We start from the raw sequence: 20,595 nt of genomic DNA on the forward strand, positions 1-20,595 counted from the left end.
AAAGGGGAAAAAACATGAAAAAATTAATGGCTTATGGTCTTTCTTTCCTTATGGCATTAACTTGTTTAACAGGTTGTGGCGGGGGAGAACAGGCCGATTTAAGAGTTGCAGTTGGAAAAGACACAGAAAATCTAGATCCTGCTATTGTCGATGACTCTGTAACTGCAAATATTTTAGCACAAGTTTATGATGGATTATATAAACTTGATACTGATGGTAATGTTTTACCTAATATAGCTACTGATATGCCTGAAATCAGTGAAGATGGGTTAACTTACACAATTAAAATGCGTGGGGATACAAAATGGAGTGATGGTAAACCTGTAAAAGCTTCTGACTTTGTATATGCTTGGAAACGTGCGATAACTACTGGTGGTTATTACACTCAATTTATCTGGCAATATATCACTGGTACTTCTCACATGGTAAAAAATAAGAAAACTGGTGTCGAAGAAGATACACCATTTACTAAAATGAGTGAATTAAAAGACTTTGGAGCTGTAGCTTTAGACGATACTACTATTCAAATTACTTTAAAAGCTAAATGCTCATATTTCACATCTTTATTAACTAACACAGTTTTCTATCCAATTAGAGAAGATTACTTAAAAGAAAATGCTAAAGATGGAGATATTACTGATCCTAACTGGGGAAATAATGATGATGTACCTTATAATGGTCCATTTAAAGTTACTTCTGTAAATACTAAAGACGAAGTATTTATGGTTAAAAATGAAGAATTCTATAATGCAAAAGAAGTGTCATTAAATTCTATTTCATTTAAAGTAATGGCTGATATGGATTCTCAAACTAGTGCTTTTGAAAGTGGAGATATCGATTTTGCAACTTCATGTAACATTGATACAATTAATGCAAAAGCTGATTTAAAGAAACAATCTTGGAAAATTGATCCATTTGTATGTAATTACTATATTTTAGTAAATGCTGGTGATGAAAATACAAATGAAGTATTAAAAGATCCTGATATTCGTAATGCAATTGGATTATCAATCAATCGTAAAGATGTATTAAAGGCACTTGGATATGGTGAAAACGCTTATGAATTAAGTGGATTAATTCCAAAAGGTATTCCAGGGTCAACTGGAGATTTCCGTGAAGAACAAGATGCAGTTAAAAAATTAGCTGAATATAATTTAGATGAAGCTAAAGCAATTATGGAATCTAAAGGTTATAGTAAAGATAATATGTTAAATTTAACATATAAATATAACGATAGTATAATGCATAAAAATGTAGCTCAATCTATTCAAGCTTCAATGAAAGAAGCATATATCAATCTTGAATTACAAGCTAATGAAGGTGAAGCTTTCTTTGCAGAACGTGATAAAGGTGATTTTGAATTATGCCGTCATGCAATGACTGCTGATTTTATTGATCCGATGGCTTATTTATCAATGTATGTTGGTAAAACTACTTTAGGTAATACTGTTGATGATGCTAAATTTGAAGAAATGGTTGCAGCAGCTAATGCTATTGATGATAAAACTGCTCGTATGAATGCTTTACATGAAGCTGAAAACTATTTAGTAGGTGAACAACATTATATTATTCCATTATTTGGATATACTGAACCATATTTATTATCATCTAAAGTAAGTGGTGTTACTCATTCACCAGAAGGTCATTATCAATTGGCATATGCTAAAATTGAAAAATAAAATTTAATTAATAAGGTACACATTATTAGTGTACCTTATTTTGATAGGAGGTTTAATATGAGTAATATTAAGTTGATAAAAGAACAATACGAACTAAAAGATATTTGTTTAAAAGAACGATTAGAAATGATTTTACCTAGAGTTATGTCTGATAATGATGTTGATATGTGGATTTGTGCTTCTAAAGAGTATAATGAAGATCCTCTATTTCATGCAATCACACCTGCAAATTATCCTACTGCAAGAAGAATTTCAATTTTTGTATTTGTAAGAGAAAATGGTAATATTCATCGTTATTCATTATGTATGCCAAGTGAGGAACTTGATCCATATTATACTAGTTACTGGATTGATTTTAATCATGAAGATCAAATGGCATGTTTAAATCGTTTATGTTTTGAATATGACCCTAAAAATATTGCAATTAATGTTTCTGATAATTTTGCATTTAGTGATGGTTTAACTCAGGGGTTATATGAAATGATAACTAGTAAAATGGATCAAAGATATACTGATAGAATTATAAGAAATGATTTACTTGCAATTAAATTAATGGAGCTTAGAACACCAACTGAATTAAAATTACATCCTGAAGTTATGAAAGTTGCATTTTCTATTATTGAAGATGTTTTTAGTAAAAAGAATATTATACCTGGTAAAACAACTTGTGAAGATTTACAGTGGTTAATGATGCAAAAAGTAAAAGATTTAGGTTTGGATTATTGGTTTGAGCCAACGGTTGATTTACAAAGACCAGGATTAAATAATCCACGACATTTTGGAGTTATTGAAAAAGGTGACTTGCTTCATTGTGATTTTGGAATTAGATATTTAAATATTTGCAGCGATACGCAAAGACTTGCGTATGTTGCAAAAGATGATGAAGACTGCTTACCCGTTGATTTGATTGAAGGAATGAAGATTAACAACCGTTTTCAAGATATAGTTGCTAGTTGTATGCAAGAAAATAAAAGCGGAAATGATGTTTTAAAGGATTCATTGAAAATAGCACGTGATGAAGGGATTGAAGCAATGTTGTATTCACATCCATGTAATTTTTATGGACATGGTCCGGGACCAACAATAGGATTATGGAATAATCAGGATAAAGTTTTGATAAAAGGAGATGTTTTAATGTCATATGATACTACATATGCATTAGAATTAAATACCAAGGCAAAAGTTTTTGGATATGATTATTATTTCTATACTGAAGAAACAGTTGCTTTTACTAAAGAAGGATTAATATATTTATATCCTGGGCGCGAGCATATATATTTTATTAAATAGGTGGATAAATATATGAAAAATAGAATGAAAAAAGAATTTATTAATTTTGAAGGTGGCTTATTTAGCCAAGTTGAAAAAGCTGATGTAGGTGATAGCTATACTATGATGCAAGAATCAGGATTTTCTTTGATGGGCTGGGCTGATCCATTTATGCCTGATTTTTCGATTCCTAGCCATGTTTTAGAAAAGACGATAGAAACTATTAGTACACCTATTTCTAGCCATTATACTGCGCCTACAGGCAATATGGAGCTAAGAGAAATTATTTGTCGTCGTATTAATGATCGATATAAGATGAATTTAGATTTCCGTCGCAATATTATTATCACACCTGGGAGTGATAGTGCATTATTTTTTGCAATGTTTCCATTTCTAGAAAAAGATGATGAAGTAATTATTCCATGCCCAAGTTATCCTAATAATATGCAGAATATTAAAATGATGCAAGCAACACCAATAATATTACAATTAGATAGCAAAAAAAATTATCAGATAGATTTAGATGATTTAGAAAATCTAATTACAGATAAAACCAAAATGATTATTTTAACGCATCCTAATAATCCAACAACCACAGTATTTAACCGTAAAAGTTTAGAAGCAATTAAAACGATTGTTTTAAAATATAATTTAGTATTAGTTTGTGATCAAGCATTTGAAGATTTTACATATGAAAATGAATTTATAGCTCCTATGGCTATGGATGAAATGTTTGAACATACTATAACGGTTTGTTCAATATCCAAAGGAATGGGATTAAGTGGATATCGAGTTGGATATATTATTGCAGATGATAAGATTATGGATATATTATACGGATGTGCAGTAAGTGTGATAGGTGCAACTAATACAGTTAGTCAAGTAGCCGCAATTGAAGCATTTAAACATCCAGAATTTATGAAAGAATTTGAAGAAGCATATGATTTTCGTCGTCATAAAGCATATGAAATAATTAATGCTGTACCTGGGGTTAAAATGAAATTACCAGAATCTGGTTTTTTAGGATGGATTGATGTCAGTAAGTTAGGCGATAGTTCATCGATATGCAAAAGATTAAAAGAGGATGCAAAGGTAGTAGTTAATGATGGGATTAATTATGGACCAGGCGGAGAAGGTCATTTAAGAATTGTTTTAGGGGTATATCGTGATAATCAAATAGTAGTTGATGCTTTAAATAGAATTGCTAAAGTATTAAAACAAATTGGATTAGAAAAAGAAATAAAATAAAAACATGAATTATATAATTCATGTTTTTATTTTGCTTTTTTAGATTTTTTGTTGCAGATGTATGCAATAGCAATTGTTATTATTGCAATAATTGGTAATGCACATAGAAAATATGTTCTAATTAAAGCAGGATCCCCTGACCAAATTGAAGTCCATTCACCAATTTTTTTGATTAAAATAGCAATTGCATATGAAGTAGTAATTATTTGAACTGCTCCAACTAACAATTTAATCCATTTAGGAAAAACTTCAGTAAATAGGATTAAAGAAGCTATACATACTGCACTAATAAAACAATTTATTACAAAATACATAGCCAATCTCCTTTTATGTTTACCATAATAAAATAACATAAATTTATATTAATTGCAATATTATCTATATTTAGAAGCAAATAAATTATTTATAATTGTATACAAATAATATATATTCATCATAATATTTACGTTAATCCTAAATTATATATATAAAATTAGCTTATTTCAATATAAGTATTGACAATTTAATAAAATTATATATAATTATGTTCATAAATCATTTTTATGGTTTATAAGGGGAAGAGTGGTACACATTATATGTATCAATATATAATAAACAGAACTCAATGGGGAAGAGTTCTGTTTATTTTTAGTGTGCCACGCATGACATAAGACTAGGTGGTGAAAGTCCACTGTGGGGGTTTCGTACTACCAACCACTAGCCGAAGACAAGGTATCCATCGTAAGGTGTGAACGGGAGGAAGTTGGAGGCAAAGTCCTGACCCAAGGAATACGAACTATTTTAGGCAGAAGCTTATCGGATGAGATTGCTAAACAAATCGAAGTCCAATAGTACGACGGAATAAGCAGTGTAAAGATAGTGGGTACATAGGATGAAAGTGTTATGTCTTACCGTGGGAGGTCCTAGGAACATGATGAAAATGTAATCATGGTGGAAACGTTTGTCCTAGGAAGTCAGCCGAGGTCATAGTAGTGATGATGATAACTGTAATGGTTATCTAGCGAAGGACCGAACATAAGGAGGTGAACTGGAAATGAAAGATACTCAAGATAAAATAGGATACTGTCAACTATCATTAGGCTTACTCTATGAAGATAGTACGGAATACGACAATAGTGGAGAAGTGTATCCTACATCAAAACAAGAGATATCACATACGAAGAACACCAATAGATTTGTAGTACATGAGAAGTTACTTGAAACAATTATGGAGGATGCCAATATAGAAAAGGCAATCCAAAGGGTTATGAGTAATAAGGGAAGTGGTGGTGTAGATAAAATGCAAGTCGCAGAAGTTCGTACGCATTTCGCACAACACTGGTCTTATCTAAAGAAACTTATCATGGAGGGACATTATAGTCCACAAGCCGTTAAAAGAGTAGAAATACCAAAAGATAACGGAAAGAAAAGAGAGTTAGGAATTCCAACAGTGACGGATAGGGTCATACAACAGGCGATAGTACAGGTACTGACACCAATATTTGAACCCCAATTCAGTGACAATAGTTATGGGTTCCGACCAAGAAGAAATGCCCATCAAGCAGTAAGAAAAGTAGTCGAATACGCCAATGAAGGATATCGATATACAGTAGACCTAGATTTAGAGAAGTACTTTGATACAGTCAACCATTCAAGACTTATACAGATATTGTCACAAACTATTAAAGACGGAAGAGTTATATCACTCATACATAAATATCTCAATGCAGGAGTCATAGTAAAACATAAGTTTGAAGAAACTACAAAAGGAGTACCCCAAGGTGGGCCACTCAGCCCATTATTATCAAATATATATCTTAATGAATTTGATAAAGAAATGGAAAGAAGAGGAAATCGATTTGTAAGGTACGCAGATGACTGTGTCATACTATTCAAAAGTAAAAGAAGTGCAATGAGAGTCAAAGAAACAGTGACAAGATATTTAGAAGAGAAATTATTTGTAAAAGTGAACCAAGAGAAGACAAAGGTAGCCTATATTACTGATATAAAATTCTTGGGCTTTGGATTTTATATAGAGAAGAGTGGTAATGTACGAATCACTGTTCACAAGAAATCTAAAGAAAAGATGAAAAAGAGAATAAAGGAAATCACCAAAAGGAACCGACCAATATCAAGTAAGGAATTAGCTAAAGAGTTAAAAGAATACATTACAGGTTGGGTGAATTACTATAGGATAGCGAATATGAGTAAACATCTAAGGGAAATAGACTCATGGATGAGAAGAAGAATACGAATGATATATTGGAAAAGATGGAAGTTAGTAAGAACAAGGTATAGAAATTTACAAAAACTAGGTATTAATAAAAGTAAGGCATGGGAATGGGCAAACACAAGAAAAAGCTACTGGCACATCGCCAATAGCTTCATACTAAAAAGGACACTTACAAATGAAGTATTAAAAATATACGGATTTATAAGTGCACTAGATTATTACAACTCTATAAACTTATGAAACGCCGTGTAGGGAACCCTACGCACGGTGTTGTGAAAGGGGCGAAAGATTTTAATTCTTAGCCCCTATTCAATTATCTAATTGACTACTTTTGTAACAAAAAGGTGATTAAATCATAAAATATTAATATATTAGTTGCATTATTTTAAAATAATCGCTATATTTACTAGAAAGGATGGGGATAAGTATGAAAGAAAAAAGCTTAATCAAAAAAGTATTAGAAACAGACCCTGCTGCTAGATATGCTTTAAATGTTATTATTAATTATCCTGGTGTGCATGCAATGTTTTGTTATCGAATTAATAATTTTCTATGGAAAAAATTGCATTTAAAATTTTTAGCACGTTTATTAAGTCAAATTGCGAGATTTTTCACTGGTATTGAAATTCATCCTGGTGCAACGATTGGTAAAAGACTATTTATTGATCATGGTATGGGAGTTGTAATTGGTGAAACAACAATTATAGGTGACGATTGTGTATTGTATCAAGGAGTAACTTTAGGAGGAGTAGGGACAGGAGAACATAAAGTAAAACGTCATCCTACATTATTGAATAATGTAATGATTTCTGCAGGAGCAAAGGTTATAGGAGATGTAACGATTGGTAATAATAGTATTGTAGGGGCACAAACGGTTGTTTTAGCAAATGTTCCTGATAATTGTACTGTAGTTGGTGTACCAGCGTTTATTGTAAAAGAAAATGGTGTTAGAGTTAATAAAGAATTATAAGAAATGGTTATTTTTAATCCCTTTAGGTTTATTTATTCTTGATTATATATTGATTGAAACAGGGTTAATTGCAGTTATTGATTTATATGTATATCAATTTTTACATTATTTTAAATCTCCGTTTATGACAAATATGTTTACAACGATAACTCATTTAGGTGGTTTTATTGGAATTACGGCTGTTATTATATTAATTTTTCTGTTTAATCGTAGATTTGCTTTAAGTTGTTTATCTTTATCTGTTTTACAACAAATATTAAATAACATATTGAAAATTATTTTTAAAAGACCAAGACCTAGTGTAGAGCATTTAGTAGAAGTAAGTAATTATAGTTTTCCAAGTGGCCATGCAATGGCTATTACTTGTTTATATGCATTAATTATATGTTATATATATCGTAGTAAGCCTAATTATAGAAATGTTTTAATTATATTATGTGTTTTAGTAATTATTTTGGTTAATTTAAGTCGTGTTTATCTTGGGGTACATTATTTTAGTGATGTATTTGCAGGAAGTATGTTGTCTCTTAGCTTAGTTTTATATGTTAGTAATAAAACTTTCTTTATTTGTTAAAATATTTAGGAATTATATTATAAATAACCGGAATGTCACTAATAATTTTTATTGTAAAAATAGAGTTATGAAATAAGCATGATATTAAAAGCCCTTTTTATATATGAACTATTATAGTTAGATAAATTTATTTTCATGAATTTAAGTTAAGGAAATATAATATTAAATCAAAGAAACAATAAATTATGTTAATCATTAAAAAAGGTTTAATTTCTATTATAAGAATTAAACCTTTTTTAATATTAATTTTTATTTAATAAGCATTCAATAGCAGCTATTTGTACACAAACACATAATAATTTGGCAGCTTTAGATAATTCATCAATTGATGGATATGATGGTGCAATTCTAATATTAGAATCTTGAGGATCTTTTCCATAAGGGAAAGTAGCTCCAATAGTTGTTAAAACAACTCCAGCTTCTTTACATAGCATACCAACTCTTTTAGCACATCCTGGCATCACATCTAAACTAATAAAATATCCACCTTTAGGATTATGCCATGAGGCAATATCTTTGCTTTTTAATTCATTATCTAAAATATCAAGTACACAATTAAATTTCGGTTTTAATATTGCAGCATGTTTTTTCATATGTTGTTTAATTCCATTTACATCATTAAAAAACTTAAAATGACGTAACTGATTCATTTTATCTTTTGAGATAGATTGAACAGATAAACGTTTTTTAATATCGTTAATGTTATTATCACTGGCAACAATACAAGAAACACCACCACCAGCAAAAGTAATTTTTGAAGTTGAAGCAACCATAATAATTAAATCATCATTATTATATTTTGGTAACTCGTCAAAAATATTTAAAAGTATATCGCCATTATCGCATAAATCATGAACACAATATGCGTTATCATAAATAATTCTAAAATCACTAGCAGCTGGCTTTAATGCAGCCAATGCCTTAACAGTATTGTCACTATATGTTATTCCTTGAGGGTTAGAATATTTAGGAACACAGAACATTCCTTTTACACTATCATCTTGAATTAGTTCATTTATTAAATCAAGATCAGGTCCTTCATCATTCATTGGAATATTAATCATTTCAATACCAAAATGTTCACAAATAGTAAAATGACGATCATAACCAGGTACTGGACATAAAAATTTAACTTTATCTAATTTAGACCATGGCTTACTTCCACAAACACCAAATAACATTGCTTGGGCAAGGTAGTCATACATTAATGTAAGACTAGATGTTCCACCAATAATAATATTTTTTTCATTAACTTCTAATAACTGGGCAAATAGTTTACGGATTGATGGTAAACCTTCTAAAACACCATAATTACGACAGTCAATATTATCAATTGAGTATTGTTTTATATCTAGAATAGACATTGATAAGTCTAATTGTTCACTACATGGTTTACCACGAGACATGTCAAGTTTTAATTTTTGTTTTTTAAATTCCTGATATTGTAAATCTAATGTATTTTTTATTTCTAACAATTCTTTTTTGTTTAATTTAGTGAATGGTTTCATTGCTTTTCCCCCTATGGTTATTTTGACGAATGTATTTTACCACTATATATTATTTTTTCAAGTTAATTTCGATAAATTTGTCAAGATATGTAAGGTTTTGAAAAAATAATGAAGCTTTAAACAAATTATCAATAAGTTTGATTAAAAGATAATAAAATTGATGTTTAAAATTACTTATAATATAATTACTATAACAAGGAGTGATATTACAATGATTAGAAGACATTATTTGTTTTATGGTCGAGTACAAGAAGTTGGTTTTCGCTTTACAACATATCATCTTGCTAAAAAGTTAGGTTTAACAGGGTGGGTTTGTAATTTATCAAATGGTGCAGTTGAGGCTTGTTTTCAAGGAGAAGAGAAAGTAATTGATTATTTAATTAATGAGTTAAAGCATACCCAATTTATTAATATTAATAAAATTGAATGTGAAAATTTAAAAGTTTTAAAATATGAAAATGATTTTGGAATAAAATATTAGTTAAAGAAGACAATATTTTTATTTTGTCTTCTTTATTATAAATGAAATAAATAGAATACTAGATAAAATAAAAATATTGTGGTATGATTATAAATCGAATATTGATATTTAAAGGTATAAAAAATTATTGTAATCAAAGGGGGATGTCAATGAGAAGATTAAGAGCTTCAAAAGAGGCAATAAAAAAAGAAATTAGAGAACATAGATCTTCATTTTTCGTATATATATTTTTAAGAACATTAGTATTGATTACTATGGTTTTACAAATCTTTAATCAAAATTATGAAAATGCATTTTTATGTATACTTACATTATTTTTAATGATAATACCAAGCTTTATTCAAGTAGAATTCAAAATAGAATTGCCATCGACATTAGAAATAATTATTTTATTATTTATATTTAGTGCAGAAATTCTTGGTGAAATTCAATCTTTTTATATTAAATTTCCAATGTGGGATACAATTTTGCACACTTTAAATGGTTTTTTAGCTGCAGCTATTGGTTTTTCACTTGTTGATTTAATGAATAAAGATACGAGAATTAAGTTTCAATTGTCTCCGTTATTTATGGCTATTGTAGCCTTTTGTTTTTCGATGACTATTGGAGTGATTTGGGAATTTTTTGAATTTGCGATGGATACTTTTGCTGGATTAGATATGCAAAAAGATACTATTATTAACCACATTACATCGGTGACACTTGATCCCACTAAAACAAATGTACCAATAACTATTGATGGAATTAAAGAAGTTATTATTAACGGAAAAGCGTTAGGAGTTGGGGGATATATAGATATAGGTTTAATTGATACGATGTATGATTTGTTTGTTAATTTTATTGGAGCAATAGTATTTTCTGTTTTTGGTTATTTTTATGTAGTGAATCGTGGGAAAGGAAATTTTGTAAGTAGATTTATACCAAGATTAAAAGATAGAGAGCATCATTAAAAGCTGGATAAATTACTTTTTATATGGGTAATTTGTCCTGTTTTTATATATATTATTAATTACTAATTAAATACATGTAATCATGATAAGTTTAAAAATTATTAGAAAATTGAATCAAAAGAATGTTTTTTTCATATATTAAAGTAGTTGCATTTTTATTTTTATTTGTATATAATGGCAACAAGTTATTGTGGAGATTGATTTATAAAATAGCGCCAGGACTAATTTATTAGTTGACGAGGACTAGACTTTTCGAAATATTCGGCGGGTGGTCTAGAGGTATGATACTACCTAAACGATGAACAAAAATAATGAGTGATCATTAAACAAATTCATTTGGTATCCTCCATTAATAACATAATAGAAAATTGAATATATTATGGAGGAATTTTTATGTGCGGAATTACTGCGTTTTCTGGTAAAGAAGAAGCTTTACCATTTTTACTTCAAGGGCTTTCTAGGCTTGAATATCGAGGATATGATTCAGCAGGAGTTACACTTGTAGATAAAGATAAACTTTTTACTATTAAAACAAAAGGAAGATTGCAAAACCTAATTGAGCGTCTTGATCAGGCTAAACCAAGAGGGTGCGTTGGAATTGGGCATACTCGTTGGGCAACTCATGGAATCCCATCCAATCTTAATTCACATCCTCATACGAATAATGATAATACAATTTCTTTGGTTCATAATGGAATTATTGAAAATTATCGAGATTTAAAAAAGGAACTAATAGATAATGGTTATTTTTTTCATAGTGAAACTGATAGTGAAGTTGTAGTGCATTTACTTGATTTTTATTATGATGGTAATATGATTGAGTCATTAAAAAAAGTAATTAAACGAATTCAAGGAAGTTATGCATTATGCATTGTTTCAACTTTAGAACCTGATTGTATTTATGTTACAAAAAAAGATAGTCCACTTGTTTTAGGAAAAAATAATCATGCTAGTTTTGGAGCTAGTGATATTCCCGCTTTGCTTGATTATACTAAAGATGTTTATTTTATTGAAGATTATGAAATAGTTAAATTGTGTAAGAATAATCTTACTTTTTATAATCAAGAGGGAATAGAAATTAGTAAAAAACCTACTCATATTCCTTATGATAATGAGTCTGCTAAAAAAGGTGGTTATGATACTTTTATGTTAAAAGAAATTCATGAACAGCCTTATGTAATTAGTGAAACATTACGCGGACGAATAAAAGATAATGATTGTATTGTTTTACCTGAACTTGATCAATTGAAAGAAAAATTTAAAACTTTTAATAGGGTATACTTTGTTGCTTGTGGTACAGCGTATCATGCATGTTTATCAGGTGCAAATGTTATGGAAAGATTAACAAAGCTTCCAACATTTATTCAAGTAGCATCTGAATTTAGGTATAGTAATCCAATTATTGATGATAAAACTTTATGTATTTTTGTTTCTCAATCAGGGGAAACTGCTGATACTTTAGCTGCATTACGTTTAGCAAAAGCTAAAGGGTGTACAACAATAGCAATTGCAAATGTTTTAGGGTCAACTATTTCTCGTGAAGCAGCGGCTACAATTTATACGTGTGCAGGACCTGAAATTGCTGTTGCTAGTACCAAAGCTTATACAACACAAATCATTGTTCTTTTATTATTGGCAATGTATATAGCACAATCTTTGGGTAAAGAAGATGAAGATTATCGTGAACTTATTGCAGGAATTAGTGACTTGCCAAAGCAAATTGAAATGATCTTAAAAGATGAAAAATTATTTGAAAAATATGCTAAATATTTACAAAATCAACATGATGCATATTTTATTGGACGTAATTTAGATTATGCAATTGTTTTAGAGGGAGCATTAAAACTAAAAGAAGTTTCATATATTCATGGAGATGCCTATATTGCTGGTGAATTAAAACATGGACCAATTGCATTGATTGAAGAAGGTAGTATTGTTATTGCAGTGGCTACTCAGCCAGATATTGCTTGTAAAACGATTAGTAATATTCAAGAGACAATTGCAAGAGGGGCTAAAGTAATTTTATTTACTTTACATGGTCAAAAAGTAAATAATGTCGATGAAATATATTATATGCCTGATGTAAATCCAATTTTGCAAACAATTCTTGTTGCTATTCCTTTGCAATTAATTAGCTATTATGCTGCTAAGATAAAAGGTTGTGACGTTGATAAACCACGTAATTTAGCTAAATCAGTAACAGTAGAATAAAATTAAATAGTATTTAATAATTGAGAGAGTGTAAATAATTTTGTGTAAACTAATCCACCAATGGTAGAATTAAATGGCAATCTAAAATAACCTGGGGTTCTGGGGTTTTAGATACTAAATCATAACGGGGAAAAGTTGTTCCCCGTTTTTTTGTATCTTTCTATGAGAAAATGTACTTTTATTTGATATCTGTATTTTTGATTGGATACATGTGATATGTGGCATCATCATTGAGGCAGTACATGACCCTGTTTTTAAATCTATGCCAGTTAAGATATCCATTTGAACTATGTTTGAGTAATTTTATTGATTTATTTCTATTTTCAATGATTCCATTGGAAATGCGTTTCCCATCTGCTCTTATAAATGAATTGACGATTTCCCGTTTCCATTTAGTAAGTGTATTTGCAAAATCTTTCATTTCTTTAATAGGACTGCTTTTAAATAGGGTAATCAGTTCGTCGATATTTTTTTTGGCACTGTCATAAGAAGAATCCCTGTAAAAAACATCCAGCTGATATTTAAGGTCATAAGCTAAATCTAATTCCCGATCATCCCTGATCATATAGTCAAAAATATCATAGTAGTTGAAATATCCCTGAAGTACTTTATTATATTTCTTTTCTACATTGGGATCGTATATGCACTTGTTGTTATTGGAGAAGAGCATCCAGTGGAATTTTTTCAAAACATAATAATGTCTGGATACTTCTGATAATTCATTTTTTTCAGCTTCGGTAAGGTTTTCTTTTTTGTTAAGGTAATTTTTTCTGGAGTAATAGCGATTCATGGAATTGATTCTTACTTTATCCAGTTTTCTGTGAAATTCCTGCTTGACATGATAGTGATCAACAGCACATAAGGCATCAGGAAACATAATTTTAGAAACAACACGATATGATTCCCACATGTCGAATGATACAACTTTAACTTTTTTTCTTTCTGATAAAGGAATATTAAAGAAATAATCCATCAGTACCTGTTTTCTTCTTGATGGAAGTACATCAACGATATTTTGTGACTGAAAATCAAGAAGAACACAGATGTATCTGCTTTTTTCGGATTTAAAAGCATAAACTTCATCAATGCACAGATATTGAGGAAGCTGCCTTCTTGACATGCAGACAAATGAATCAAAAATATGAGCGGCAGTTGTCTGTGAAATATGATAACGCTGAGCTACATCTTTAAATGTTGCAGCAGGATGCTTCAAATCTCTAAGGATATTATATACAGTCGCTAAGGAGATTCGTGAACCGGCAACAGAAAAAGGATTAAGTTCATAGAATGTTTTATTGCATTTTTTGCATCTGTATCTTCTGGCTCGATAATCAATCACACATCTATGACTGGTCAAAACAGAATGAGTGATGGTTTTTGTGGAGTAATCTTTAACTTGGTCAGTCATATTGAGGCATACAGGACACCGATGCGGTTTTCTGGCAAGAGTTACAGCTATATGAAGGTCGTCCTTTTGATGAGAGATGGCGAATGATTCAATATCCTTATTTTCAAGATTGAAGAACTGAAGGAAATCATTCTGGCTAATAACGTTTTTAGGCACAGTAGAAGTATCACACATGAAGCATCACCGCCATATCATAAAAAAATAAACATAATTTCATAAATAAATATACACTCCTTTCTTTGTTTACAGGTAAATAATAGAACCAAAAAAGGAAAGAAGATATAAAAGTTATGTGGTTATAAAAATAACGGGGAGATTTCTGGAATTAAATTTACATAAAACAAAATAATCATCGATAAAACAGGAAAATTTATGCTTAAGGTAATAAAAGTGAGATGAGTTGAGGATAGGGAGGGCAGTAATGACGATCTTATAAAGATCATGAAAAGTCAAGGAAATAAAAGGGATCATATCTTCAGCCAGGATAGCATGTGTTTTACCGCAGGATTTGCACATGATGCGAGTGATTCTGATTCTAATTTTTTGATTGAAAATAAAGATAGTACGAAAGTAGTAGGCATGTCTGATCCATAAAGAACCATGACAGTTAGGACATAGAATATTATCAAAATTTAAAGAATTAACGGAATCGTTATATGACTTGGATATTAAAGCTTCTAATTTATTCAGGTCAGGAAGAATAGTATTGATTTTTTTATTAAAATGGGTTATTATCATATTGTTCTTATGGAAAGGATGTATACAGACTGTGGTAGGAAAGTATGCATCCTTTTTTCTTTCTCAAAATTTCAGATAAACTGATAAAATAATTTTATCAAAAACCCCGTGAATATGGAAAGAATATAAATAATTATAATAAAAGAGCACCCCTATATATTTGAGTGCTCATTAAAACCCCGTAAAAGATTAGATAGTCAATTAAATTAACTGCCAAAGGACCAAGTTGACAGTATCCTATTTTATCTTGAGTATCTTTCATTTCCAGTTCACCTCCTTATGTTCGGTCCTTCGCTAGATAACCATTACAGTTATCATCATCACTACTATGACCTCGGCTGACTTCCTAGGACAAACGTTTCCACCATGATTACATTTTCATCATGTTCCTAGGACCTCCCACGGTAAGACATAACACTTTCATCCTATGTACCCACTATCTTTACACTGCTTATTCCGTCGTACTATTGGACTTCGATTTGTTTAGCAATCTCATCCGATAAGCTTCTGCCTAAAATAGTTCGTATTCCTTGGGTCAGGACTTTGCCTCCAACTTCCTCCCGTTCACACCTTACGATGGATACCTTGTCTTCGGCTAGTGGTTGGTAGTACGAAACCCCCACAGTGGACTTTCACCACCTAGTCTTATGTCATGCGTGGCACACTAAAAATATCCGTAGTATTAATCTACGGATATTTTATTTTGTTGATAAATAGGCAATTTTCTCTTTTAAATAAAGAGAAATTACCTTTAAACAAGAGGAGCTATAATATATATAGATATGATTGAAATAATTAAAATTTGTAAAAAAATTTTTATAATATTAATTGATTTTATAGAAAGAAAAGATTTTTTTAATTGTTTTGTAAAAGGAATATCATAATTAAAAGTGAGTAATAAATTAATAATAACTCCAAAAGATAAAATATAAACAAGAAATATCTTATTACCATAAGAAAAATCCCCAAATAACCCACTATGAATTATGACATTAGAATCAATTTCATGCCATCTTACTATTAATAATAAACCTAATATTAAGATAATAAACCAAGATAAAACATCGACTATTTTTTTAATCTTAATCATAAAATTTTCTCCCTTATACATATTAAATTATTTCTTTGATTTAAGAAGTTTATTAATTTTATTTACACCGGTAATGATCCAAAAAATTGATAATATGATCCACAGACATTTTAACCAGATTTCAGCATCTACAAAAATATAAAATATGCCAATAAATGCCCATAGTAAAATAAGAATTCCTTGAAAAATAATTTGCATTTTAATATTTTTATCCATAAAATTTTTCCTTTGATAAATTTTATTTATTAAATAAATTCATTCTTTAATCGTTCAAGTGCTTCTATTAAAGTTTTTGTAGGGCAAGCAATATTTATTCTTTCAAATCCTTTTCCATCATCACCAAAAATATATCCTTCATCAAAATACAAATCAGCATTATGCATTTTTGCTTCTAACTCTTTATAATTATAATCATACGCTCTAAAATCAAGCCATGCTAAATAAGTACCTTGCAATGGTGAAATTTTAACTAATGGTAAATTTTTAGCTAAATAATCTTTTAATAAGTTATAGTTTTTATAAATTAGATTAATAAATTCTAATAACCATTCTTCAGCTTCATTATATGCTAAAATAGTTGCTTTATATGCAATAGTATTTAAACTATGAAAACATCTTTTTTCTTGTTGTAAAATAAATTTTTTTCTTAAATCAGGATTTTTAATGAAAATATTAGATCCTTGTAATCCTGCTAAATTAAAACTTTTACTAGGAGCGCTACAAGTAATAGTAATATTTTCAATTTTTTTACTAATAGTAGCAATAGGGCAGTGTTTAAGTCCTGGCATAATTAAATCACCATGTATTTCATCACTTACAATGATTATATTATTATCTAAACAAATTTGTGCAATTTTTTCTAATTCTTGTTTACTCCAAACTCTTGAAATTGGATTATGTGGGTTACATAGTAATAGTAATTTATTTTTAGAATCTTTTGCAAGTTGTTCAAATTTATCGAAATCAATAGTATAATTTGTATCCGTATTTATTAATGGACATTTTACAAGTTTACGATCATTTATTTCAATAGCTTGATAAAATGGATAATATATCGGTGTAAAAGTTATAACACCATCGTTTTTATTTGTATATGCTAATATGGCATCGTATAAAGCAGGCACTATGCCATTAGACAAGACAACCATTTCTTTATCTATTTTATAGTTATGACGACGTGCCATCCAATTTATAACCGCCTGATAATATTCATCATTAGGATTAGTATATCCTAATACAGCATCATTTTCTAAAAATTTAATTAAGCCATTTTTTATTTCAGGTGCTAATGGCATATCGACATCAGCTACTGAAAATGGAGCTATATTTTCTGGTGTTCCAGGTTTCATTAAATTCCATTTACTTGAACCTTGTTTACTACGATTAATTAATGTTTCAAAATTATATTTCATATCTTCCCTCACAAAAAAATTTATTTATTACGTTTTTTTTCTTTAATAACAGTAAAAAGCAACCATATTCCTAAACCTACTGCTGTAATATAACCAATAAAACCTAACGCTGGTATTCCAAATACCTTTGGTGTCATATCAGTAGTACAAAGTAAGCTACTTGCCATTAATAAACCAGCACTTACAATTCCTACAGTTAACTTATTAACCATATGATTAATCGATTTTAATGGAACGCTTGATTCCATAATATCTAAATTAACTTTTAAACGACCTTTCATTACCATTTTAATCATTTCCGATAATTGTATAGGAAGTTCAATTACATTTTTAAAAGCCTCATATGTTTTTTTGCCGGTTGTTGATAATTCTTTTTTCAAATCAAAATGAGTAAATAATTGTTTTGTTACATGATTAGCAGCGATTTCAATGATACTTATATTTGGATCAACTAACATTACAGTACTTTCAATTGTCACCAATCCTCTAGCAAGCATACTTACACCTTTAGGCATTGAAATACGATGACGATGTGCAATTGAAAATATTTCTTGAATAACATCACTTAAATTAATATCTTTTAAGTTAGCACTGACGTAATGATGCATAAAAGTTTCGATATCATTATAAAACAAAGTATAGTCAATACGATTATCATGATTTCCTAGAGTCAAAATAACATCAACAAGTTTTTGAGTATCATTATTACCAATTGCAATAACAGCATTTTTCATCAATGATTTATCTTCCTTGTTTAAAATACCCATCATTCCAAAATCAATCCAAATAATTTTTCCATCTTTTATTCTAAGATTACCAGGATGGGGATCAGCATGAAAGAAACCATCATCCACTATTTGTTTTATATAATTTTCTGCAAGTTTAGCAGCTATTTCTTTACAGTCGTAACCATTTTTTATAAGTAAGTCTATTTGATCGATTTGTAGACCGTCGATATATTCCATTACTAAGATTTTACTTGTTGTAAAGTCTGTTTCAATAAATGGTGTAGCAATACAATTTATATTACTATTTAAATGAGCAAAGTCTCTTGCATATTTTGCTTCATTTAAAAAATCCATTTCTTCTTTAGCGGTATGCCAAAATTCATCTAAAACAATATTTAAATCAACAACACTACCTAATGCTTCATTAATTTTAAGTAATTTTACAGCTCTTCTAATTAATGAAATATCTTGTTCCATAGTTTCATATATATTAGGTCTTTGTACTTTTACAACAATATCTTTACCATTTTTTAAAGTAGCTCGGTGTACTTGAGCAATTGAAGCACTTCCTAAAGGAACAGGATTAAAATAAGAAAAAATCTCATTTAAATTACAACCATATTCATTTTCAATTACATTATAAACTGTTTCAATGTCAAGCGGAGCAACATTATCACGAAGTTTTATTAATTCTTTGCAATAACGTTGTGAAAACATATCTTGACGTGAGGACATAATTTGTCCAATTTTAACGAAGGTAGGTCCTAAATCTTCTAAGATTACTCTAAATTTTACAGGATCGATTCCTTTAGTCAAGTGGTGTTTTTTTAAGATACTGATGATTTGTAGAAGTCGCTTTTTACTGCTTAATGTATTTTTGTTATTCTGTTTCATGTTTATTGTTTTGTAATTCTGTAATTTTTTGTTTTAAAATTTCTAAGTCTTCAGGACTTATATTTTCTAAGTCTTTTGAAATTTGATCTACTGATTTTTCTGTTTTCTTAGTAAAATTATGTTTTAACTCTTCATTTAAAGCTTTACCTTGTTCAACTGTTAATTCACCTTTTTTTACTAATTCATCAACAACATCTTTAGATTTTTCTATTGTAGTAGCTACAGCTCCAATTCCAGCTAATAATACTTTTTTTAGATCTTCACTAAAATTATTCATAATAATTCTCCTTTCTTCATTATCTAACTTTATTTTATCACTTTTTAGATTAATTCTTAATTAATTTTTATTAAAAATAATATTATAACAAGATAAAATTATCTTGTTATAATATATCTAAATTAAAATTATATAGGATATATTTAATATAGGTGGTTAATATGAAAAAAATTTTATTAAAAATAATGTTTTTACAAGATAAAATTATCTTGTTATAATATATCTAAATTAAAATTATATAGGGTATATTTAGTATAGGTGGTTAATATGAAAAAAATTTTATTAAAAGTATGTATATTTATATATATTGCAACATTGATTATTGGATTATATGTTAATTACGTAAATGGTAATATCAATGATTTTTTTATGACATTAGTAGCAGTATTTACACCATTGATTATTCCTGCTTTATTTTATTTGTTAAAATTGAAAATAACTGAAGAGATAATGATTATTAATTTAATTTTTGTATATTTTGCTTCATTAATTGGTAGTGGTTTTAATGGGTATCAAATTCCCTTTTTTGATAAAGTGTTACATTTTACAAGTGGGATATTTATTTCTATGTTAGCAATTATTATTTATTGGATTATAAAAAAGGATAGAAGAATAAGTGATGAAAAAGAACATAGAATTTTTATGCTATTTGTTTTAAATACTAATCTTGCAATTGCAATGTTATGGGAATTATATGAATATATGATGTTAGTGTTATTTAATAATGATTGTATAAATCATTATACAACGGGTGTACATGATTCTATGACGGATATGATTTGTGCATTAACAGCAGGACTGATTGTTCTTTATGCAGTAAATAGATATTATAAACACAAAAAAAATAATTGTTTAGTTAATGTTTGTATAAATTTTTATGATAAAAATTTTAGTGAATAAAAAGATTAGGGTAAAAGTTATTAAGTAAATAATTGTATTTTTACTT

20 protein-coding genes are annotated in these 20,595 nt (G+C 28.9%); 10 read left to right on the forward strand and 10 right to left on the reverse strand.

From position 1 onward, the window contains the following. Positions 1–14 precede the first annotated feature (14 nt). Genes NQ543_RS01890 through NQ543_RS01900 form a run of 3 tightly spaced genes read left to right on the forward strand, consistent with a single transcriptional unit; the run spans position 15 to position 4,196 of the window. Complete coding sequence (locus NQ543_RS01890; RefSeq protein ID WP_004609035.1) at positions 15–1,679, forward strand: peptide ABC transporter substrate-binding protein; 1,665 nt, start codon at positions 15–17, stop codon at positions 1,677–1,679. A gap of 57 nt (positions 1,680–1,736) precedes the next feature. Beyond that, positions 1,737–2,969, forward strand: a complete 1,233-nt coding sequence (locus NQ543_RS01895; protein ID WP_004609036.1) for a M24 family metallopeptidase — start codon at positions 1,737–1,739, stop codon at positions 2,967–2,969. Positions 2,970–2,981: 12 nt separating this feature from the next. After that, the gene (locus NQ543_RS01900) at positions 2,982–4,196 is read left to right on the forward strand and encodes a pyridoxal phosphate-dependent aminotransferase (RefSeq protein ID WP_039903621.1); all 1,215 of its coding nucleotides are present in this window, start codon (positions 2,982–2,984) and stop codon (positions 4,194–4,196) included. Positions 4,197–4,222: 26 nt separating this feature from the next. Here the strand turns inward: NQ543_RS01900 and NQ543_RS01905 are convergent, their stop codons facing one another. Then, a complete protein-coding gene (locus NQ543_RS01905) occupies positions 4,223–4,510 on the reverse strand; it encodes a hypothetical protein (protein WP_039903622.1) in 288 nt (95 codons plus the stop codon). Between the two features lie 719 nt (positions 4,511–5,229). On the opposite strand from NQ543_RS01905, the gene ltrA reads away from it, so the two are divergent. From ltrA to NQ543_RS01920, 3 genes are all read left to right on the forward strand, one after another. Beyond that, complete coding sequence (gene ltrA / locus NQ543_RS01910; protein WP_004608658.1) at positions 5,230–6,648, forward strand: group II intron reverse transcriptase/maturase; 1,419 nt, start codon at positions 5,230–5,232, stop codon at positions 6,646–6,648. 187 nt (positions 6,649–6,835) lie between these two features. Beyond that, positions 6,836–7,378: a serine O-acetyltransferase EpsC gene (gene epsC, locus NQ543_RS01915; RefSeq protein WP_039903623.1), complete on the forward strand. Its 543-nt coding sequence runs from the start codon at positions 6,836–6,838 to the stop codon at positions 7,376–7,378. Further along, positions 7,350–7,952 (forward strand): phosphatase PAP2 family protein, encoded by a 603-nt coding sequence (locus NQ543_RS01920; RefSeq protein ID WP_039903626.1) that lies wholly within the window; start codon positions 7,350–7,352, stop codon positions 7,950–7,952. Before epsC ends, NQ543_RS01920 begins: the two co-directional genes overlap by 29 nt. Positions 7,953–8,194: 242 nt before the next feature. On the opposite strand, the gene NQ543_RS01925 is transcribed toward NQ543_RS01920, so the two are convergent. After that, the gene (locus NQ543_RS01925; RefSeq protein ID WP_004609041.1) at positions 8,195–9,460 is read right to left on the reverse strand and encodes an aspartate aminotransferase type Ic; all 1,266 of its coding nucleotides are present in this window, start codon (positions 9,458–9,460) and stop codon (positions 8,195–8,197) included. Between the two features lie 211 nt (positions 9,461–9,671). Between NQ543_RS01925 and NQ543_RS01930 the strand changes: the two genes are divergently transcribed. The 3 genes from NQ543_RS01930 to glmS all read left to right on the forward strand — a co-directional run bounded on the left by NQ543_RS01930 (position 9,672) and on the right by glmS (position 13,102). Next, the gene (locus NQ543_RS01930; RefSeq protein ID WP_039903628.1) at positions 9,672–9,941 is read left to right on the forward strand and encodes an acylphosphatase; all 270 of its coding nucleotides are present in this window, start codon (positions 9,672–9,674) and stop codon (positions 9,939–9,941) included. 149 nt (positions 9,942–10,090) lie between these two features. Then, the gene (locus tag NQ543_RS01935; protein ID WP_181972571.1) at positions 10,091–10,891 is read left to right on the forward strand and encodes a DUF2238 domain-containing protein; all 801 of its coding nucleotides are present in this window, start codon (positions 10,091–10,093) and stop codon (positions 10,889–10,891) included. 393 nt (positions 10,892–11,284) lie between these two features. After that, positions 11,285–13,102, forward strand: coding sequence for a glutamine--fructose-6-phosphate transaminase (isomerizing) (glmS, locus tag NQ543_RS01940; RefSeq protein WP_004609044.1), 1,818 nt, complete (start codon positions 11,285–11,287; stop codon positions 13,100–13,102). 178 nt (positions 13,103–13,280) lie between these two features. Here the strand turns inward: glmS and NQ543_RS01945 are convergent, their stop codons facing one another. The 8 genes from NQ543_RS01945 to NQ543_RS01975 all read right to left on the reverse strand — a co-directional run bounded on the left by NQ543_RS01945 (position 13,281) and on the right by NQ543_RS01975 (position 19,649). Beyond that, positions 13,281–14,684, reverse strand: coding sequence for an ISL3 family transposase (locus NQ543_RS01945; protein ID WP_004609045.1), 1,404 nt, complete (start codon positions 14,682–14,684; stop codon positions 13,281–13,283). A 114-nt stretch (positions 14,685–14,798) separates the two neighbouring features. Next, entirely contained in the window at positions 14,799–15,248 is a 450-nt protein-coding gene (locus NQ543_RS12090; protein WP_004608838.1) for a DUF6431 domain-containing protein, read from the reverse strand. A 133-nt stretch (positions 15,249–15,381) separates the two neighbouring features. Then, the gene (locus NQ543_RS01950) at positions 15,382–15,510 is read right to left on the reverse strand and encodes a hypothetical protein (protein ID WP_004609046.1); all 129 of its coding nucleotides are present in this window, start codon (positions 15,508–15,510) and stop codon (positions 15,382–15,384) included. 489 nt (positions 15,511–15,999) lie between these two features. Then, entirely contained in the window at positions 16,000–16,338 is a 339-nt protein-coding gene (locus NQ543_RS01955) for a hypothetical protein (RefSeq protein ID WP_039903634.1), read from the reverse strand. 27 nt (positions 16,339–16,365) lie between these two features. Beyond that, positions 16,366–16,554: a hypothetical protein gene (locus NQ543_RS01960; protein WP_004609048.1), complete on the reverse strand. Its 189-nt coding sequence runs from the start codon at positions 16,552–16,554 to the stop codon at positions 16,366–16,368. 29 nt (positions 16,555–16,583) lie between these two features. Further along, positions 16,584–17,750 (reverse strand): MalY/PatB family protein, encoded by a 1,167-nt coding sequence (locus NQ543_RS01965; RefSeq protein WP_039903636.1) that lies wholly within the window; start codon positions 17,748–17,750, stop codon positions 16,584–16,586. 20 nt (positions 17,751–17,770) lie between these two features. Further along, positions 17,771–19,372, reverse strand: coding sequence for an ABC1 kinase family protein (locus NQ543_RS01970; RefSeq protein ID WP_004609050.1), 1,602 nt, complete (start codon positions 19,370–19,372; stop codon positions 17,771–17,773). Beyond that, entirely contained in the window at positions 19,359–19,649 is a 291-nt protein-coding gene (locus tag NQ543_RS01975) for a phasin family protein (protein ID WP_004609051.1), read from the reverse strand. Before NQ543_RS01975 ends, NQ543_RS01970 begins: the two co-directional genes overlap by 14 nt. A 267-nt stretch (positions 19,650–19,916) precedes the next feature. Between NQ543_RS01975 and NQ543_RS01980 the strand changes: the two genes are divergently transcribed. Beyond that, the gene (locus tag NQ543_RS01980) at positions 19,917–20,549 is read left to right on the forward strand and encodes a DUF2238 domain-containing protein (RefSeq protein ID WP_004609052.1); all 633 of its coding nucleotides are present in this window, start codon (positions 19,917–19,919) and stop codon (positions 20,547–20,549) included. The last annotated feature ends 46 nt before the right edge of the window (positions 20,550–20,595 follow it).

This window comes from Thomasclavelia spiroformis DSM 1552 (genome assembly GCF_025149465.1).
Taxonomy (GTDB): Bacteria; Bacillota_I; Bacilli_A; order Erysipelotrichales; family Coprobacillaceae; genus Thomasclavelia; species Thomasclavelia spiroformis.